The organism is Streptomyces sp. NPDC033131, assembly GCF_055578365.1.
Genome location: NZ_JBVIPA010000036.1, coordinates 18,925 through 35,316, shown reverse-complemented (window position 1 = coordinate 35,316; position 16,392 = coordinate 18,925). Strand labels below are relative to the sequence as shown.

General features: G+C 70.1%; 14 protein-coding genes. 6 read left to right on the top strand and 8 right to left on the bottom strand.

All coding sequences use genetic code 11. The features are described from left to right. Positions 1-24: 24 nt before the first annotated feature. Complete coding sequence (locus tag ACZ5XS_RS34415) at positions 25-1,218, bottom strand: RtcB family protein (protein ID WP_468658018.1); 1,194 nt, start codon at positions 1,216-1,218, stop codon at positions 25-27. A gap of 203 nt (positions 1,219-1,421) precedes the next feature. On the opposite strand from ACZ5XS_RS34415, the gene ACZ5XS_RS34410 reads away from it, so the two are divergent. Further along, a complete protein-coding gene (locus ACZ5XS_RS34410) occupies positions 1,422-2,288 on the top strand; it encodes a DUF3558 domain-containing protein (protein WP_468658016.1) in 867 nt (288 codons plus the stop codon). Between the two features lie 133 nt (positions 2,289-2,421). After that, complete coding sequence (locus tag ACZ5XS_RS34405; RefSeq protein ID WP_468658014.1) at positions 2,422-3,339, top strand: DUF3558 family protein; 918 nt, start codon at positions 2,422-2,424, stop codon at positions 3,337-3,339. 69 nt (positions 3,340-3,408) lie between these two features. On the opposite strand, the gene argG is transcribed toward ACZ5XS_RS34405, so the two are convergent. Continuing rightward, positions 3,409-4,830: an argininosuccinate synthase gene (gene argG / locus ACZ5XS_RS34400; protein WP_468658012.1), complete on the bottom strand. Its 1,422-nt coding sequence runs from the start codon at positions 4,828-4,830 to the stop codon at positions 3,409-3,411. 111 nt (positions 4,831-4,941) lie between these two features. Here argG and ACZ5XS_RS34395 point away from each other — a divergent pair, with 111 nt between their 5' ends. Next, positions 4,942-6,285: a DUF2637 domain-containing protein gene (locus ACZ5XS_RS34395; RefSeq protein WP_468658010.1), complete on the top strand. Its 1,344-nt coding sequence runs from the start codon at positions 4,942-4,944 to the stop codon at positions 6,283-6,285. Positions 6,286-6,355: 70 nt separating this feature from the next. Here ACZ5XS_RS34395 and lysS read toward each other — a convergent pair whose 3' ends face one another. After that, complete coding sequence (lysS, locus tag ACZ5XS_RS34390; RefSeq protein WP_468658008.1) at positions 6,356-8,098, bottom strand: lysine--tRNA ligase; 1,743 nt, start codon at positions 8,096-8,098, stop codon at positions 6,356-6,358. Between the two features lie 166 nt (positions 8,099-8,264). Here lysS and argS point away from each other — a divergent pair, with 166 nt between their 5' ends. Both argS and ACZ5XS_RS34380 read left to right on the top strand, forming a co-directional pair. After that, positions 8,265-10,034 carry an arginine--tRNA ligase gene (gene argS, locus ACZ5XS_RS34385; protein WP_468658006.1) on the top strand — a complete coding sequence of 590 codons (1,770 nt, stop codon included), beginning with the start codon at positions 8,265-8,267 and terminating at the stop codon, positions 10,032-10,034. Between the two features lie 65 nt (positions 10,035-10,099). Next, positions 10,100-10,957, top strand: a complete 858-nt coding sequence (locus ACZ5XS_RS34380) for a DUF4253 domain-containing protein (RefSeq protein ID WP_468658004.1) — start codon at positions 10,100-10,102, stop codon at positions 10,955-10,957. A 13-nt stretch (positions 10,958-10,970) separates the two neighbouring features. Here the strand turns inward: ACZ5XS_RS34380 and ACZ5XS_RS34375 are convergent, their stop codons facing one another. The 3 genes from ACZ5XS_RS34375 to ACZ5XS_RS34365 all read right to left on the bottom strand — a co-directional run bounded on the left by ACZ5XS_RS34375 (position 10,971) and on the right by ACZ5XS_RS34365 (position 14,084). Further along, positions 10,971-11,798, bottom strand: coding sequence for an arylamine N-acetyltransferase family protein (locus ACZ5XS_RS34375; RefSeq protein WP_468658002.1), 828 nt, complete (start codon positions 11,796-11,798; stop codon positions 10,971-10,973). A gap of 33 nt (positions 11,799-11,831) precedes the next feature. After that, the gene (locus ACZ5XS_RS34370; RefSeq protein ID WP_468658000.1) at positions 11,832-13,052 is read right to left on the bottom strand and encodes an aminotransferase-like domain-containing protein; all 1,221 of its coding nucleotides are present in this window, start codon (positions 13,050-13,052) and stop codon (positions 11,832-11,834) included. Between the two features lie 123 nt (positions 13,053-13,175). Next, a complete protein-coding gene (locus ACZ5XS_RS34365; RefSeq protein ID WP_468657998.1) occupies positions 13,176-14,084 on the bottom strand; it encodes an SAM-dependent methyltransferase in 909 nt (302 codons plus the stop codon). 224 nt (positions 14,085-14,308) lie between these two features. On the opposite strand from ACZ5XS_RS34365, the gene ACZ5XS_RS34360 reads away from it, so the two are divergent. After that, the gene (locus ACZ5XS_RS34360; protein ID WP_302185393.1) at positions 14,309-14,440 is read left to right on the top strand and encodes a hypothetical protein; all 132 of its coding nucleotides are present in this window, start codon (positions 14,309-14,311) and stop codon (positions 14,438-14,440) included. Between the two features lie 60 nt (positions 14,441-14,500). Here the strand turns inward: ACZ5XS_RS34360 and ACZ5XS_RS34355 are convergent, their stop codons facing one another. Together ACZ5XS_RS34355 and hemB are read right to left on the bottom strand one after the other, a co-directional pair. Continuing rightward, positions 14,501-14,857, bottom strand: coding sequence for a DUF805 domain-containing protein (locus ACZ5XS_RS34355; protein WP_217235351.1), 357 nt, complete (start codon positions 14,855-14,857; stop codon positions 14,501-14,503). Positions 14,858-15,155: 298 nt separating this feature from the next. Then, positions 15,156-16,148 (bottom strand): porphobilinogen synthase, encoded by a 993-nt coding sequence (gene hemB / locus ACZ5XS_RS34350; protein WP_468657996.1) that lies wholly within the window; start codon positions 16,146-16,148, stop codon positions 15,156-15,158. Positions 16,149-16,392: the final 244 nt, after the last annotated feature.

The window sequence follows — 16,392 nt, the reverse complement described above, 5'->3', positions numbered from 1 at the left end:
TCCTCGGGCCCTCCCGCCTGACCGTCAGCCCTTCACACACACGACCTGCTTCAGCTTCGCCACGACTTCGACAAGGTCCCGCTGCTGGTCGATGACCTGCTCGATCGGCTTGTAGGCTCCCGGGATCTCGTCCACGACGCCGGAGTCCTTACGGCACTCCACGCCCCGCGTCTGCTCCTCCAGGTCCTTCGTCGAGAAGCGACGCTTCGCCGCGGTCCGGCTCATGCGCCGACCGGCGCCGTGCGAGGCCGAGTTGAAGGACTTCTCGTTTCCGAGACCCTTCACGATGTACGAACCGGTGCCCATGGAACCGGGAATGATCCCGTACTCGCCGGAACCCGCGCGGATCGCGCCCTTGCGGGTGACGAGCAGGTCCATCCCCTCGTAGCGCTCCTCGGCGACATAGTTGTGGTGTGCGCTGATCTCCGGCTCGAAGAGCGGCTTGGCCTTCTTGAACTCCTTACGGATCACGTCCTTGAGGAGCGCCATCATGATCGTCCGGTTGTACCTGGCGTACTCCTGCGCCCAGAACAGGTCGTTGCGGTACGCCGCCATCTGCGGGGTGTCCGCGATGAACACGGCGAGGTCGCGGTCGACCAGGCCCTGGTTGTGCGGGAGCTTCTGGGCGATGCCGATGTGGTGCTCGGCCAGTTCCTTGCCGATGTTGCGGGATCCGGAGTGGAGCATGAGCCAGATAGAACCGGTCATATCCGTGCATATTTCGACGAAATGATTGCCGGATCCGAGCGTTCCCATTTGCTTTCCAGCACGATCGTGCCGGAATTTGACCGCTTCAGCCACTCCGTCAAACCGTCCCCAGAAGTCGTCCAACCCGCCGGTCGCGAACCCGTGCAGCCGACCCGGATCGACGGGACTGTCATGCATGCCCCGCCCCACCGGAATCGCCTGCTCGATCTTCGACCGCAGACGTGAGAGATCCCCCGGCAGATCGTTCTCCGTGAGGGACGTCTTGACGGCAGACATCCCGCACCCGATGTCCACTCCCACCGCCGCCGGACACACGGCCCCGCGCATCGCGATGACCGACCCGACCGTCGCACCCTTGCCGTAATGCACATCGGGCATGACCGCCAGGCCCTTGATCCACGGCAGCGTCGCCACGTTCCGCAGCTGCTGCATCGCGCCGTCGTCGACCGCCGCCGGGTCGGCCCACATACGGATGGGCACCTTCGCGCCGGGCATTTCCACGTACGACATATCGTCCTCATTCCCCCGAAGTCACAACAGAAGTCTCACAACGCAAAAGCGGCGCCTAGGTCGACGTAAAGGACAACGGACCGGCGTCCACGGCCATGCGTGCGATACACATTGTCTGCAGGGCACGCCCCCGTGCGGCAAGCGATTAACCAGCGGGGACACTGAAGAACCCGGCACCAAGCCCCCTCGAGAGGAGCCTGACCGTGCAGCGGAAGGCGTACGTACCCGGCGTCGCCGCGCTCCTCGCGGCCCTGCTGGCCGGCTGCACCGGCAGCTCGGGAGACACCGGTACGACGGACGACGCGAACCCCGGCGAGGCCGGCACGGCATCCGCCGTGGCCGAGCCCGGCAGGTACCGCGTGCTCCCGGAACCCTGCGGCGCGGTCAGCCAGGGAACCCTCGACTCGCTGCTGCCCGGCATCCGACAGCTCGCCGACGAGGCGCAGCAGGAGATCGCCTACGCGGGCGAGGCCACGCCCACCTACGACACCGACCGCAAGGTCGGCTGCCGTTGGAAGGTGGAGTCCGCGGACGCCACCGACCACCTGCTCGTCGACTTCGAGCGGGTCGTCTCGTACGACACCTCGGTGAGCGACGACACCCAGGCCCAGCAGCTCTTCGCGACGAAGGAGGAGGCGGCCGACCTCCCCGAGGCGGCGAGCCCCAGCGTCGCGTCCGACGTCGACACGGGCGGCACGGGCGACACCAGCACCGCCGCGCCGACCGACTCCGCCTCGGCGCCCCCCTCCCCTTCCTCTTCGGCCCCTTCCTCCTCGGCCCCTTCCGGCTCGGGCTCGCCCTCCTCCACGGTCTCCGCCACGCCGACCGACCTCCAGCCCCGTCTCCTCGACGAACTCGGCGACGAGGCGTTCCTGGACGACGCGTTGGGCAGTTCCGGTTCAACGGCCCAGCAGCGCACGGTGACTGTGGCGTTCCGCACGTCGAACGTCATCGTGACGATCGAGTACGTGGAGCAGCCGGCGACGATCGGCGTGGCCCCGGACAGCAAGGAAATGCAGGACAAGGCCAGGAAACTGGCCGTTCAGCTGGCGGACTCACTGGCCGGCTGACGGCCCTTCACAGCCCTCTCACGCTCGCGCACAAAGCGGCCGAAGCGAGACCGCACATCTCCCTCACCGCGTACCGTGGCCCCTCGGACCAGATCCGACGGCAGGAACCACAAGCGTCATGAGTGAAGGAACCATGCAGCGACCAGCACAGGCAGAGCAGCGTGACGAGCGAGACCAGCGGGCGAAGCGCCTCAACCGCGTACTTGTCTGCGCGGCCGCAGTCCCCGTGATGCTGATCGCCGCCGGCTGCTCCTCGGACTCCGGCTCCGACGACACCGGCGGCAAGAGCGCGGACACCGCCGCGTCGGCTTCCGCGAGCCCCTCACCGACGGTGCAGGCGGCGGCGTACAAGTCGCTTCCGGAGCCGTGCGCGGTGTTCGGGAAGAAGACCTTGGGCGAACTGGTGCCGAAGGCGCCGAAGTCGGGCAAGCAGGGCACCTCGGACGACACGTCGGCGCGTGCCAGCTGCTCCTGGAGCAGCCTCGACAACAACGGCGTGAAGGGCTCCCAGTTCCGCTGGCTGAACGTCTCCCTGCTCCGCTTCGAGTCGGACGTCTCGCGCGGTGCGGGTGCCGATCAGGCGCAGACGTACTACGAGAAGCAGCTCCAGGACGCGCAGGCGGTGGAGGGCGCGAAGAGCGTCAAGTCGCAGCCGGTGAGCGGCACGGGCGACGCGGCGACGACGGTGACGTACGACCTGAAGAAGAAGGAGGGCTCCTTCAGGCAGCAGACGGTCGTCACGCGGGTCGAGAACGTCGTCATCACCCTCGACTACAACGGCGCGGGTCTGGCCGGGGAGAAGACCCCGAGCGCGGCCTCCCTGACGAAGCTCGCCCAGAAGGCCGCCAAGGAGGCGGTGGCGGCGGTGTCGTCGGCGAACGGCGAGGGATCCGGGTCGGGGTCCGGGTCCGGATCGGGGGGCTCGGGTTCGACGAGCCCCTCGCCGTCCACGTCGGCGTCGAAGTCCGCGTCGAAGCCCGCGTCCCCGTCGGCGTCCGAGTCCGCGTCGAAGCCGGCCTCCGCGTCCGCGTCGGCCGCGAAGAAGGACTGACGGACCTCACCGGCTCGGTGCCCCCGCCGTAGCCGGTGTGCCGCGCCCGGGTCGGGCACGGACCGCGGGTCAGTCCGTACCCGACTCGATCGCCGCCTGGTCGAGCGCGTCGGAGTCCACCGGCGCGACACCTTCGTAGCTGCCCGCCGCGATGGCGTCCGCGCCGCCCGGAGGCAGCTCGCCGATGAGCCCGCCCCAGGCCGCGAGCTGGCCCTGCGCGGCGTACTGCTCGAGCTTGCTGCGCGAGTCGGCGATGTCGAGGTTGCGCATGGTCAGCTGGCCGATGCGGTCGTCCGGGGCGAACGCCGGGTCGTGGCTGCGCTCCATGGACAGCTTCTCGGGGTGGTAGCTGAGGTAGGGGCCCTGGGTGTCGAGGAGCGAGTAGTCCTGGCCGCGGCGCAGCCGCACGGTGACGCTGCCGGTGACGGGGTTGCCGACCCAGCGCTGCAGGCCCTCGCGGAGCATCAGCGCCTGCGGGTCGAACCAGCGGCCCTCGTAGAGCAGCCGCCCGAGCCGGCGGCCCTCGCCGTGGTACATGGCGACGGTGTCCTCGTTGTGGATGGCGTTGAGCAGCCGCTCGTAGGCCAGGTGCAGCAGCGCCATGCCGGGGGCCTCGTAGATGCCGCGGCTCTTGGCCTCGATGATGCGGTTCTCGATCTGGTCCGACATGCCCAGGCCGTGCCGGCCGCCGATGAGGTTGGCCTCCTGCACCAGTTCGACGGCGGTGGGGAAGGCGCGCCCGTTGATCCGCACGGGGCGGCCCTGCTCGAACTCGACGGTGACGTCCTCGGCCGGGATGTCGACCTCGGGGTCCCAGAAGGGGACACCCATGATCGGGGACACGATCTCGAGCGAGGTGTCGAGGTGCTCCAGGCGCTTGGCCTCGTGGGTGGCGCCCCAGATGTTGGCGTCGGTGGAGTACGCCTTCTCGGCGGAGTCCCGGTAGGGCAGGTCGCGCTGGGTCAGCCAGGCGGACATCTCGTGCCGGCCGCCGAGTTCGGCCACGAAGGCCTGGTCGAGCCAGGGCTTGTAGATCCGCAGGCTGGGGTTGGCGAGCAGGCCGTAGCGGTAGAACCGCTCGATGTCGTTGCCCTTGTAGGTGGAGCCGTCGCCCCAGATGGAGACGTCGTCCTCGCGCATCGCACGGACCAGCAGGGTGCCGGTGACCGCGCGGCCGAGGGGGGTCGTGTTGAAGTACGTCTGCCCGGCCGACCGAATGTGGAAGGCACCGCAGGCGAGGGCGGCCAGGCCTTCCTCGACGAGGGGCTCACGGCAGTCGACGAGCCGGGCCTGTTCGGCTCCGTAGGTGCGCCCGCGCTCGGGCACATCGGCCAGATCCGGTTCGTCGTACTGCCCGATGTCGGCTGTATAGGCATAAGGGATGGCGCCACGCTCACGCATCCACGCCACGGCAACGGAGGTGTCCAAACCGCCGGAGAACGCGATTCCGATCCGCTCTCCGATTGGAAGTTTATTCAGTACCTTCGACATGTATGCATCCTAGACCCGAAGGAGAGCGGCCGATTCCTACCGGCCACGCGTGCGAAGCACATCTGTGCCACCCTGTTGCGCGCAACAACACGCATCAGGAGGGGAGTACGGGTGGCCGCGCCACTGCAGCTGACACGGATGCACCGGATTCTGATCGGCGTGGTCGTCGCCGGTGCGGTCGTCATCGCCGGAATCGGCTTCGCCGGCTCGTACGCCGCCGTCCGTGAACTCGCTCTCCAGAAGGGCTTCGGGAACTTCAGTTACGTGTTCCCGATCGGCATCGACGCAGGCATCTGCGTCCTGCTCTCCCTCGACCTGCTCCTGACCTGGGTCCGGATCCCGTTCCCCCTGCTGCGCCAGACGGCGTGGCTGCTGACGGCGGCGACGATCGCCTTCAACGGCGCGGCGGCCTGGCCCGACCCGCTGGCCGTGGGCATGCACGGGGTGATCCCCATCCTGTTCGTGGTCTGCGTGGAGGCGGCCCGGCACGCGATCGGCCGCATGGCCGACATCACGGCCGACAAGCACATGGAGGGAGTCCGCCTCACCCGCTGGATCCTGTCCCCCCTCCCCACGTTCCTCCTGTGGCGGCGCATGAAGCTGTGGGAGCTGCGCTCCTACGAACAGGTCATCAAGCTCGAACAGGAACGCCTCGTCTACCAGGCCCGCCTGCGCTCCCGCTTCGGCCGCGCCTGGCGCCGCAAGGCCCCGGTGGAGTCCCTGATGCCGCTGAGGCTGGCGAGGTACGGCGTCCCGCTGGCCCGCACCGCCCCGGCGGGCCTGGCGGCCGCGGGCATCGAGCCGGCGCTCCTGCCCCCGGCCCCGCGCCAGGAGGAGGCGGACCCGGCGCCGGCCGCCAAGGCCGTCCCACCGCCCGCCGCGGTGACACCTCCAGCCGAGCAGCGCCTGGAGCTCGACACCACCCCGAACGGGCCGACCGCGCCGGACGCGCCCGCGGAGGAGGAGAGCCCCTGGTTCAGGCCTCCGCAACAGGTCGACTACCAGGGCGGCTACGACCCCGCCTACGACCCGCCGGAGCAGTACGAGCAGTGGTACGAGGAGCAGCAGCACGCCGAGCAGTACCTGGAGCCCTCGTACCAGGAGGCCCAGGGGGCCCAGGAGGCCCAGGAGGCCCAGGAGGCCCAGTACCAGGAGCCTCTGCGTGAGCCCTCCGGGGAGGAGACCGGCAGCTTCCCCATCCCGGTGAGCCCCGGCCGCACCCGCGAGCTGGGCGAGGGCGGCGGCACCCCGGCCACCGAGCCGGACGAAGAGTCGTACTACCAGATATTCAAGCAGTCCTCGATGAGCGGCAGCGGTTACCCGACGCCCAGCCAGTTCAGCTACGACGTGGAAGCGACCTACGGCTCCCCCATCCCGGACTCCGAGGCCAAGCGCATGGTCATGCGCTTCCAGAACCGTCACGCGGCGGAGCTGGAGGAGGACCACATCGCCTGACCCACCCGGGTACGACGGAGGGGGCGCCCGGTGCCGGCACCGGGCGCCCCCTCCGTCGTGGAACCCGGGCCTACTCCCCGAGCAGGGCCCGCACCCGCTCCTGCCCGACCGCCAGCAGCAGCGTGGGCAGCCGCGGACCGGTGTCGCGCCCGACGAGCAGGTGGTACAGCAGGGCGAAGAAGGTCCGCTGGGCGGTCTTGATCTCCGCGGGCAGCTCCTTGGGCGTCGCGTCCGCCGCGAACCCGGCCTGCACCTTGGGCACGCCGTACACGAGGTGGGTCAGCCCGTCCAGGGACCAGTGCGAGGCCAGCCCGTCGAGAAGCAGCCGAAGTGACCCCTGCGCCTGCTCGTCGAGGGACTTCAGCAGCTCGGCGTCGGGTTCGTCGCGCACGATGGTCCGCTGGTCGGCGGGCACCTGCGTGTTGATCCACGCCTCGGCCTTGTCGTACCGCGGGCGGGCCTCGTCGAGGGAGCCGAGCGGGTTCGACGGGTCGAGCTCGGACAGGATCCGCAGGGCCTGGTCCTCGTGCCCGGCGGTGATGTCGGCGACGGAGGCCAGCGTCCGGTACGGCAGCGGCCGGGGCGTCCTCGGCAGCTCACCGCCCGCGGTTCCCACGGCACGCGCGTGCGCGGCCACGTCACCGGGCAGGGCGGACCGGTCCGCGACCTTCGCGTCGAGCTTGTCCCACTCGTCGTAGAGCCGCTGGATCTCCTGGTCGAAGGCGATCTTGAAGGACTGGTTGGGCCGGCGCCGCGCGTACAGCCACCGCAGGAGCTGCGGCTCCATGATCTTCAGGGCGTCGCCGGGGGTGGGCACGCCGCCCTTCGACGAGGACATCTTCGCCATCCCGCTGATGCCGACGAAGGCGTACATCGGCCCGATCGGCTGCTTCCCGCCGAAGATCCCGACGATCTGCCCGCCGACCTGGAAGGACGATCCGGGGGACGAGTGGTCGACGCCGCTCGGCTCGAAGATCACGCCCTCGTACGCCCACCGCATCGGCCAGTCGACCTTCCAGACCAGCTTGCCGCGGTTGAACTCGTTCAGCCGGACGGTCTCGGAGAAGCCGCAGGCGGTGCAGGCGTACGTCAGCTCGGTGCTGTCGTCGTCGTAGGCGGTGACGGTGGTGAGGTCCTTCTCGCAGTTGCCGCAGTAGGGCTTGTAGGGGAAGTACCCGGCCGACCCGGAGCTGCCGTCGTCCTCGCCTGCCGCCCCCGAGCCTTCGGCGGCCTCCAGCTCGGCCTCGTCGAGGGGCTTCTGCGACGGCTTCTTGCCGGGGGCCTTCTTGGTCCGGTACTGGTCGAGGATCGCGTCGATGTCCCCGCGGTGCCTGATGGCGTGCAGGATCTGCTCGCGGTAGACGCCGGAGGTGTACTGCGCGGTCTGGCTGATCCCGTCGAAATCGACGCCCAGCTCGGCGAGCGACTCGACCATCGCGGCCTTGAAGTGCTCGGCCCAGTTCGGGTGGGACGACCCCTTCGGCGCGGGCACGGAGGTCAGGGGCTTGCCGATGTGCTCGGCCCAGGACTCGTCGACGCCGGGGACTCCGGCGGGCACCTTGCGGTACCGGTCGTAGTCGTCCCAGGAGATCAGGTGGCGCACCTGACGGCCCCGCCGCCGGATCTCGTCGGCGACGAGGTGCGGGGTCATCACCTCGCGGAGGTTCCCCAGGTGGATGGGTCCGGAAGGCGAGAGCCCGGACGCGACGACGACCGGTTTGCCCGGGACCCGACGCTCCGACTCCTCGATGACCTCATCCGCGAAACGGGAGACCCAGTCGGTGGTCTCGGTGCTCTGAGCCACGATCGGCACGTCCTCTTTTTGATGGTTCCTGAAGGTTTCACACGAGCAGCCGGTACGGCCGCACGGCTGACGACCCATTCTCCCAGACCACCTCGCGCCCAGGAAAACCGCTTTACGCCCCGTGGGATACTGGGCGGGCCCACCAATTCCCACGAGGAGAACGGCACCCACTCCTATGGCCCCGGTCACGTCCCTCACCGCTTCCGTCAACCAGCGCCTCGCGTCCGCCCTCTCGGCTGCTCTGCCGGAGGCCGGCTCCGCCGACCCGCTGCTGCGCCGAAGCGACCGGGCGGACTTCCAGGCCAACGGGATCCTGGCCCTCGCGAAGAAGGCGAAGGCGAACCCGCGGGAGCTGGCGACGCAGGTCGTCTCCCAGGTGGTCACCGGTGACCTGATCAAGGACATCGAGGTCTCCGGCCCCGGCTTCCTGAACATCACGCTCACGGACGGCGCGATCACCGAGAACCTGGCCGCGCGGCACGCGGATACCGACCGCCTCGGGGTCCCCTTCGCCGAGAACCCGGGCACGACGGTCATCGACTACGCCCAGCCGAACGTGGCGAAGGAGATGCACGTCGGTCACCTGCGTTCCGCGGTGATCGGCGACGCGGCGGTCAACCTCCTGGAGTTCGCCGGCGAGACGGTGGTCCGCAGGCACCACATCGGCGACTGGGGCACCCAGTTCGGCATGCTCATCCAGTACCTGGACGAGCACCCGCACGAGCTGGACCACAAGGACACCCAGGTGTCGGGCGAAGAGGCGATGTCGAACCTCGACCGCCTCTACAAGGCGGCTCGCAAGCACTTCGACTCCGACGAGGAGTTCAAGACGCGGGCCCGCCGCAGGGTGGTCGACCTCCAGGCCGGCGACCCGCACACGCTCGCCACCTGGCAGAAGTTCGTGGACGAGTCGAAGATCTACTTCTTCTCCGTCTTCGAGAAGCTGGACATGGAGGTCCGGGACGCGGACATCGTCGGCGAGTCCGGCTACAACGACATGCTCGCGGAGACCTGCCGCCTCCTGGAGGAGTCGGGTGTGGCGGTCCGCTCCGAGGGCGCCCTCTGCGTCTTCTTCGACGACGTCCTGGGCCCGGACGGCAACAAGGTCCCGCTGATCGTCAAGAAGTCGGACGGCGGTTACGGCTACGCGGCGACCGACCTCTCGGCGATCCGCGACCGCGTCTTCAACCTGAAGGCGGACACGCTCGTCTACGTCGTCGACGCCCGCCAGTCCCTGCACTTCAAGATGGTCTTCGAGACCGCCCGGAGGGCCGGCTGGCTGGGCGAGGACGTCAAGGCGGTCCAGCTCGCCTTCGGCACGGTCCTCGGCAAGGACGGCAAGCCGTTCAAGACGCGTGAGGGCGAGACGGTGAAGCTGGTCGACCTCCTCGACGAGGCGGTCGAGCGGGCGACGGCCGTCGTCCGCGAGAAGGCCGAGAAGGTGGGCCTGAGCGAGCAGGAGATCGTCGAGAACGGCAGGTACGTCGGCATCGGCGCCGTGAAGTACGCGGACCTGTCCACCTCCGCCGTACGGGACTACAAGTTCGACCTGGACCAGATGGTGTCGCTGAACGGCGACACGTCCGTGTACCTCCAGTACGCGTACGCCCGTATCCAGTCGATCCTCCGCAAGGCCGGCGAGGCCCGCCCCGCCGCGCACCCGGAGCTCGCACTGGCCCCGGCGGAGCGCGCACTGGGGCTGCACCTGGACCAGTTCGGCGAGACGGTCCTGGACGTGGCGGCGGCGTACGAGCCGCACAAGCTGGCCTCGTACCTGTACCAGCTGGCGTCGCTGCTGACGACGTTCTACGACCAGTGCCAGGTGCTGTCGGCCGACAACGCCCCGGAGGTCGTCGAGAACCGTCTGCTCCTGGTGGACCTCACGGCCCGCACCCTCCACCAGGGCATGGCCCTCCTGGGCATCAGGACGCCCGAGCGCCTCTGACCTTCCCGTCACCGGCGGACAGGCGGGGGCAGCCACTGTCAGTGGCTGCCCCTACAGTCACCGGCATGGCGACGCTTCCCAACCCCCTGCCGCGACTTGCGGCGCTCGGCCTCCGGCTCCCGCCCGGCAGGCTGGTCGACGAGACGCCCGACGGCCCCTGGCACGAACCGCTGCTGTGGTACGCCGAGCAGCCCCCGTCCGCCGGCGACTGGGCGGCCCTGGCACCGCCCGCCGCCCGGCAGGGGCTGCTTCCCGTGCTCGTGGACACCCACGACGGCGACGGCCCGGAGGGCTGGGCACTGAGCCCCGAGTTGATGTCGTACCCCGGGGACCACGACGCCGAGGAGGTCCTGACGGAGTTCTGGGAGGAACACACGGCGGACGATCAACTCCCGCCCGCCACCGAAGCGACCGAAGCCACCGAAGCCACCGAGCAAGCCCCGGCCTCCTACGACGGCCCGCTCGCCCCCTTCGGCCCTGCCTGGCCCGGCCTCGCCCCCGCCGGCCGGGAGGAAGCCGACCCGGACGTGCGGGCGGCCGAGGTCGCCGACGCGGTGCGCGGCGGCCGGGGCTCCGCGTTCCACCACCCGCGGCTCGCCCTGGTCCCGGCCCGCCGCTCCGCCGACATCCCGGCGGCGATCGGCTGGACCGGCCCGCTCAACCACGAGAACGACGTGGCGCGGCTCTGCGCGGTCCTGCGTTCCTGGGAGGACCGCTTCGGCATACGGGTCGTGGCGCTGACCTCCGACACGCTGGTCGTCTCCGTCGCCGCCCCGCCCGGCACTCCCGCCGAGGCCGAGGCGGTCGCGGCCGAGCACGTCGCCTTCTGCCCGGACACCCTCATACGGGGCGACCTCGACGACCTGCGCACCTACGCGAAGGAGCTGATCGGCGAACCCGCCTGGTCCTTCTGGTGGGACTGACCCGGCCCGCCTCTCACGGCAGCAGGGTCGTCCCCTGCGGAGCCACTATCCCGAACTCGCCCTCCAGAACCCGACGCGCCTCCGCCTCGTCCGTCAACTCCCGCTGCCTGACCGTGCCGTCGGCCTTCGTCTCGGTGAACAGGCGGCCGGCGAGGAGGAGGTGCCGTCCGGGGGCGATCCGCTGCACGAAGAGGCGCTGGGTGAAGGGTGAGCGCGGGTTCGTCGCGATGTGCCAGTTGATGACCTCGAAGTCGGGCTTCTCGAACGGCTCCAGGGTGAACGCGTACTGCGCCTCCCACTGGCCGCCCCCCTTCTCCGGCGCGTACGCCTCGAGCACCCACATCTCCGACGGCCCCCGGTGCTCCGGCGCGTGCACCAGCCGGTGGCGCCGCTCCGCGTCCCGGAACTCGGTGTCGGCCACCAGCGGCACCGGCTCCAGCAACGACCCCAGGGCCCCGAAGCCGACGTCGGCCAGATACGGCCCGGGTTCGCCCGGCACCTCGACGAGCAGGGCCATGTGCGTGCGCGGCCGGCTCTCGATGCGGTCCGTGCCCACGACGACGCGGGCGGTCAGCCGGGTCACGGCGAAGCCCAGCGCCTCCAGGACCAGCGAGAACAGCGAGTTGTGCTCGTAGCAGTAGCCGCCGCGCCGGCTGTCGACCAGCTTGGCCACGAGGCCGACGGGGTCCAGGGAGGGAGCCCGGCGGCTGAGGGCATCCAGGTTCTCGAAGGGAATGGCCCGCATGTGCGCGAGATGCACGCCCTTCAGCGTCGCCACATCGGCCCGCCGCTCCCCCTCCCAGCCGATCCTCTCGAAGTACTTCTCCACGACATCCGACATGACGGCACCACAAGCAGACCACCGGCACGGACCTCAAAGAATTTCCGGCCCCGCCTCGCGCAGCCCGGCTCCCAGCCGCCGCAGCCCCTCCCCGATCTCCTCCGGCGTCTGCGTCACGAAGCACAGCCGCAGCGTCGACCGGTCCGGCTCACCGGCATAGAAGGGCGCCCCCGGCACATAGGCGACGTCGTACCGCACCACCCGCGCCAGCAGCGCGGTCGTGTCGTACGAAGCCGGCAGCCGGGCCCAGAGGAACATCCCGCCCTCCGGCCGGCTCCAGGCCGACCCTTCCGGCAGCGCGTCCCCGAGCCCCGCGAGCATGGCGTCCCGGCGTTCCCGGTACACCCCGGCGACCCGCCGGACATGGGCGTCCAGGTCCCGGTCGGCCATGTACCGTGCCGCGACGAGCTGGTTGACCGTCGGCGTGTGCAGATCGGCGGCCTGCTTGGCGACCACGCACGCCCGCCGCAGCTCACCGGGGGCCCGCAGCCACCCCAGCCGCAGCCCCGGCGCCATCACCTTGGAGAAGGAGCCGAGCAGGACCGTACGGTCCTCCGCCCCCGGGTACGTGGCGATCCACGGCACCCGTTCGCCCTCGAACCGCAGCTCCCCGTACGGGTCGTCCTCGACGATCCACAGCCCCCGCCGAGCGGCCACGGCGGCGACCGCTGCCCGGCGCGCGGCCGGCAGCGTACGGCCCGTCGGGTTCTGGAACGTCGGCACGGTGTAGAGCAGCTTGGGCCGCTCCCGCACCACCAGCTCCTCCAGCGCGGCCGGGTCCAGCCCGTCCCCGTCCCCCGGCACGGCCAGCACCCGCGCCCCGGCGAAGCCGAAGGCCTGAAGTGCCGCCAGGTAGCAGGGACTTTCGACGAGAACCGTGTCCCCGGGCTCCACCAGCGCGGTAGCGAGCAGGGACAGGGCCTGCTGCGACCCGGTGGTGACCAGGACGTCGTCCGCCTCGGTAGGCAGCCCCCGCACCGACATCCGCGCCGCCAGCGCGCCCCGCAGCCCCGGCTCGCCCTCGGTGGTGGAGTACTGCAACGCCCGCCCGGGCGCCTCCGCGAGGACGGCCCGGTACGCCTCCGCGATGCCTTCCGCGTCGAACAGCTCCGGCGCCGGCAGCCCGCCCGCGAAGTTGATCACCTCGGGGCGGGCGGTGACGGCGAGGATGTCCCGCACGGCCGAGCCGCCGACCGCCCGCGTCCGAGCGGCGAGCGGCGGCACGGGCGTGGTTTCCACCTCGGTGACGGTCATGGCGGCGACTCCTTCGACTCCAGCGGACGAACGGCAACGCATGCCACGGCACCCTAGAGACATAGGTGCCATCTACAAGCAGGTTTCCGCGATACGGACGGAATCAGCCACCCACAGCCCCGGTCAGGCCTTCGTCCCCACCGCCGCGTAGACGTTGATGTCCGCGTCCGTCACGTCGTTGATGTCGGCGTACCGCACCTTCTCGATGTCGTCGAGTCCCGCCAGGTACGACGCCTCCGGCTGCTCCGGCACCGGCACCGGCGCCGAGCCGTCCGCCCGCCACCGGTGGGCCGGTACGACACCCGGCTCGGCCAGTTCCAGTGAACTCTCGGCGAAGAACCGCTCGACCTCACTCTTCGTCCGCAGCACGAAGGTGAACCCGCGCCCGGTGTACGTCCGTTGCACCGCCCGGATGTTCTCCGCGTTGAGGTCCTCGGTGAGATGGCTGAGGACCAGCCGGCTCCCGGAGGGCAGCGCGTCGACGAGTCCGCGCACGATCGGGTACGCCTCCTCGTCCTCGACGAAGTGCAGGATCGCCACCAGGCACAGCGCGATCGGCTGGTCGAAGTCCAGCGTCTTCGCGGCCTGTTCGAGGATCTGCGCCGGGTTCTTGAAGTCGGCGTCGATGTAGTCCGTACGCCCGTCGGGTCCGCTCGTCAGCAAGGCACGCGCGTGCGCGAGCACGACCGGATCGTTGTCGACGTACACGACCCGGGAGTCCGGCGCGGTGCGCTGGGCGATCTGATGGACGTTCTCCGCGGTGGGCAGGCCGGTGCCGATGTCGAGGAACTGCCGGATGCCGTCCTCCCCGGCGAGCGTGTTCACGGCCCGGCGCAGGAAGTCGCGGTTGTGGCGCACGTCGAGGTACCCGCGCGGGTTGGCGGCGAGCGCCGCGGCGGCCGCCTCACGGTCGACGGGGTAGTTGTCCTTGCCGCCGAGGAAGACGTCGTAGACACGGGCCGGGTGCGCCCTGGTGGTGTCGATCCTCCTTCTCAGCTCGGCGGGATCCAGGCTGAGGGCGTCACCGGACATGGGCGTCTCCTCGAAGAGTCGGCGGAAGAGAGTCAACAACCTAACTCCCGGCGGTACTTGATGGTGCCCGCCACCGCATTTCCCCGGTCCCCGCCCTACGGCGTCCCGCACGGCATCCCACGACCGCGACATCCCCGCAGGTCAGCCCGCGTCCCATCGCCCCGGCGTCCCGAATCCCCCGCGAATCCTGGCACCCGCGGCCGTCCACCCCGCACGCTGTCTCCATGCCCGCCCGAATCCGCTGCCTCCTCGCCACCACCGCCCTCACGCTCCTCGCGCTCGTGCTGACGGGCTGCGAGGACGGAACAGGCGTACGCGACGAGGGCCCGTCCACCGCGTCCTCGACGACCCCCTGAACAAACCGAGAGGCCGCCCGGACAACCGGACGGCCTCGAAGCACAGCAGGTATCTCGACGTCAGACGAGAGCCGGCGCTTCCTTCGGGTTCGCGCCGAACTTGTTCGCGCCCGACTCGCCCTCGCTGCACAGGAAGACCAGCATCACGATGGCGCCGACGAGCGGGACGAGCCCGATGAGGACCCACCAGCCGGTGCGGCCGGTGTCGTGCAGACGGCGAACCGTGACCGCCAGGCTCGGCAGAAGGATCGCCAGGTAGAAGACGACCGCGATCAGCGGCTGCTTGGTGACGGCGGCGAGGATCGCCAGCACGATGTAGATGATCGCGACGAACAGCGTGTACATCCAGTATTCCTTGCGGCGCGCGCGCCCACTGAACACCGCGTACTTCTTCAGCGCCTCGATGAACCAGCTCATTGCGTTCCCCCCAGGGATCGACGTGAGACCCCTCCGAACGGATCAGGCCAGGCGCAGAAGATAAGGACCCTGACGGGGACTCGTCAATTCGTTACATCGCCCCAGCTCCTGGCCCCGAACCCACCGAACCACCCCACCCCCGACCGTCGTTTTCCGGACAGACCCGCCGAAGATCACCCCAAGAACCCCGGAAAACCACCAGACCACCACAGGCCACCCCCCGGACGTTCCCCGGAACGAGTTCCAGCCGTAGCCGGACCGACTTCGAACCGTTGCGTCCCGGGGGCGCCCCAGGGCCTCACAACAACCGCTGCGCGACCTCGGTCGCCCAGTACGTGAGGATGTTCTGCGCACCGGCTCGCTTGATCCCGGTCAGCGACTCCAGGATGGCCCGGTCCCGCTCGATCCAGCCCTTCTCGGCGGCGGCCTCGATCATCGAGTACTCCCCGGAGATCTGGTACGCGACCACAGGAACGTCCACGACGTCCGCCACCCGCGCCAGGATGTCCAGGTAGGGCCCGGCCGGCTTCACCATGACCAGGTCGGCGCCCTCTTCGAGGTCGAGCGCCAACTCCCGCAGGGACTCCCGCGCATTCGCCGGATCCTGCTGATACGTCTTCCGGTCGCCCTTCAACGACGAGCCGACGGCCTCCCGGAAGGGCCCGTAAAAGGCGGACGCGTACTTCGCCGTGTACGCGAGGACGGCGACGTCCTCCCGCCCGATCTGGTCCAGAGCGTCCCGGACGACCCCGATCTGCCCGTCCATCATGCCGCTGGGTCCCACCACATGGGCCCCGGCGTCGGCCTGGACCTGCGCCATCTCGGCGTACCGCTCAAGGGTGGCGTCGTTGTCGACCCGCCCCTCGGCGTCCAGCACCCCGCAATGCCCGTGGTCGGTGGTCTCGTCGAGACACAGGTCGGACATGACGAGCAGTTCGTCGCCCACCTCGGCCCGCACATCACGGATCGCGACCTGCAGAATCCCGTCCGGGTCGGTCCCCGGCGTACCCAGCGCGTCCTTCTTCGACTCCTCCGGCACGCCGAACAGCATGATCCCGGAGATCCCCGCCGCGACCGCCTCCGCCGCGGCCTTCTTCAACGTGTCCCGGGTGTGCTGCACGACACCGGGCATCGCCGCGATCGGCACCGGCTCGGCAACGCCCTCGCGCACAAAGGCCGGAAGGATGAAATCTGCGGGATGCAGCCGGGTCTCGGCGACCATCCTCCGCATGACGGGGGTGGTCCGCAGCCGCCGAGGCCGCGTGCCGGGAAAGGATCCGTACGTCGTCATGCACCCACGCTACGCCCGCCCCAGCACCCCCTTTGCCGACGCCTAGTCGGCTGTCCCTCCCACCGGAGAAGGCGCGCAGCGCGCCCCTGCACCACCCAGCGGCACGACGCGGCCCGCGCGGCCGGGCGCACGCACCCGCACCCGCGTACGGCGGCAAGGGGCCGTGTCGGGGGGGTGTCCGCCCGCAGCGGTTGGCGCGTCAACACCGGCACCTCGATGGCCAACCGATTCCGCGCCGTTCCGA

Bases quoted from the DNA above. Each gene is read 5' to 3' on its own strand.
- argG (WP_468658012.1), bottom strand. From the start codon at position 4,830: ATGTCGAAGGTACTGAATAAACTTCCAATCGGAGAGCGGATCGGAATC.
- ACZ5XS_RS34380 (WP_468658004.1), top strand. From the start codon at position 10,100: ATGGCGACGCTTCCCAACCCCCTGCCGCGACTTGCGGCGCTCGGCCTC.
- hemB (WP_468657996.1), bottom strand. From the start codon at position 16,148: ATGACGACGTACGGATCCTTTCCCGGCACGCGGCCTCGGCGGCTGCGG.
- ACZ5XS_RS34355 (WP_217235351.1), bottom strand. From the start codon at position 14,857: ATGAGCTGGTTCATCGAGGCGCTGAAGAAGTACGCGGTGTTCAGTGGG.
- ACZ5XS_RS34365 (WP_468657998.1), bottom strand. From the start codon at position 14,084: ATGTCCGGTGACGCCCTCAGCCTGGATCCCGCCGAGCTGAGAAGGAGG.
- ACZ5XS_RS34370 (WP_468658000.1), bottom strand. From the start codon at position 13,052: ATGACCGTCACCGAGGTGGAAACCACGCCCGTGCCGCCGCTCGCCGCT.
- ACZ5XS_RS34375 (WP_468658002.1), bottom strand. From the start codon at position 11,798: ATGTCGGATGTCGTGGAGAAGTACTTCGAGAGGATCGGCTGGGAGGGG.
- ACZ5XS_RS34415 (WP_468658018.1), bottom strand. From the start codon at position 1,218: ATGTCGTACGTGGAAATGCCCGGCGCGAAGGTGCCCATCCGTATGTGG.
- ACZ5XS_RS34360 (WP_302185393.1), top strand. From the start codon at position 14,309: ATGCCCGCCCGAATCCGCTGCCTCCTCGCCACCACCGCCCTCACGCTC.
- ACZ5XS_RS34405 (WP_468658014.1), top strand. From the start codon at position 2,422: ATGCAGCGACCAGCACAGGCAGAGCAGCGTGACGAGCGAGACCAGCGG.
- argS (WP_468658006.1), top strand. From the start codon at position 8,265: ATGGCCCCGGTCACGTCCCTCACCGCTTCCGTCAACCAGCGCCTCGCG.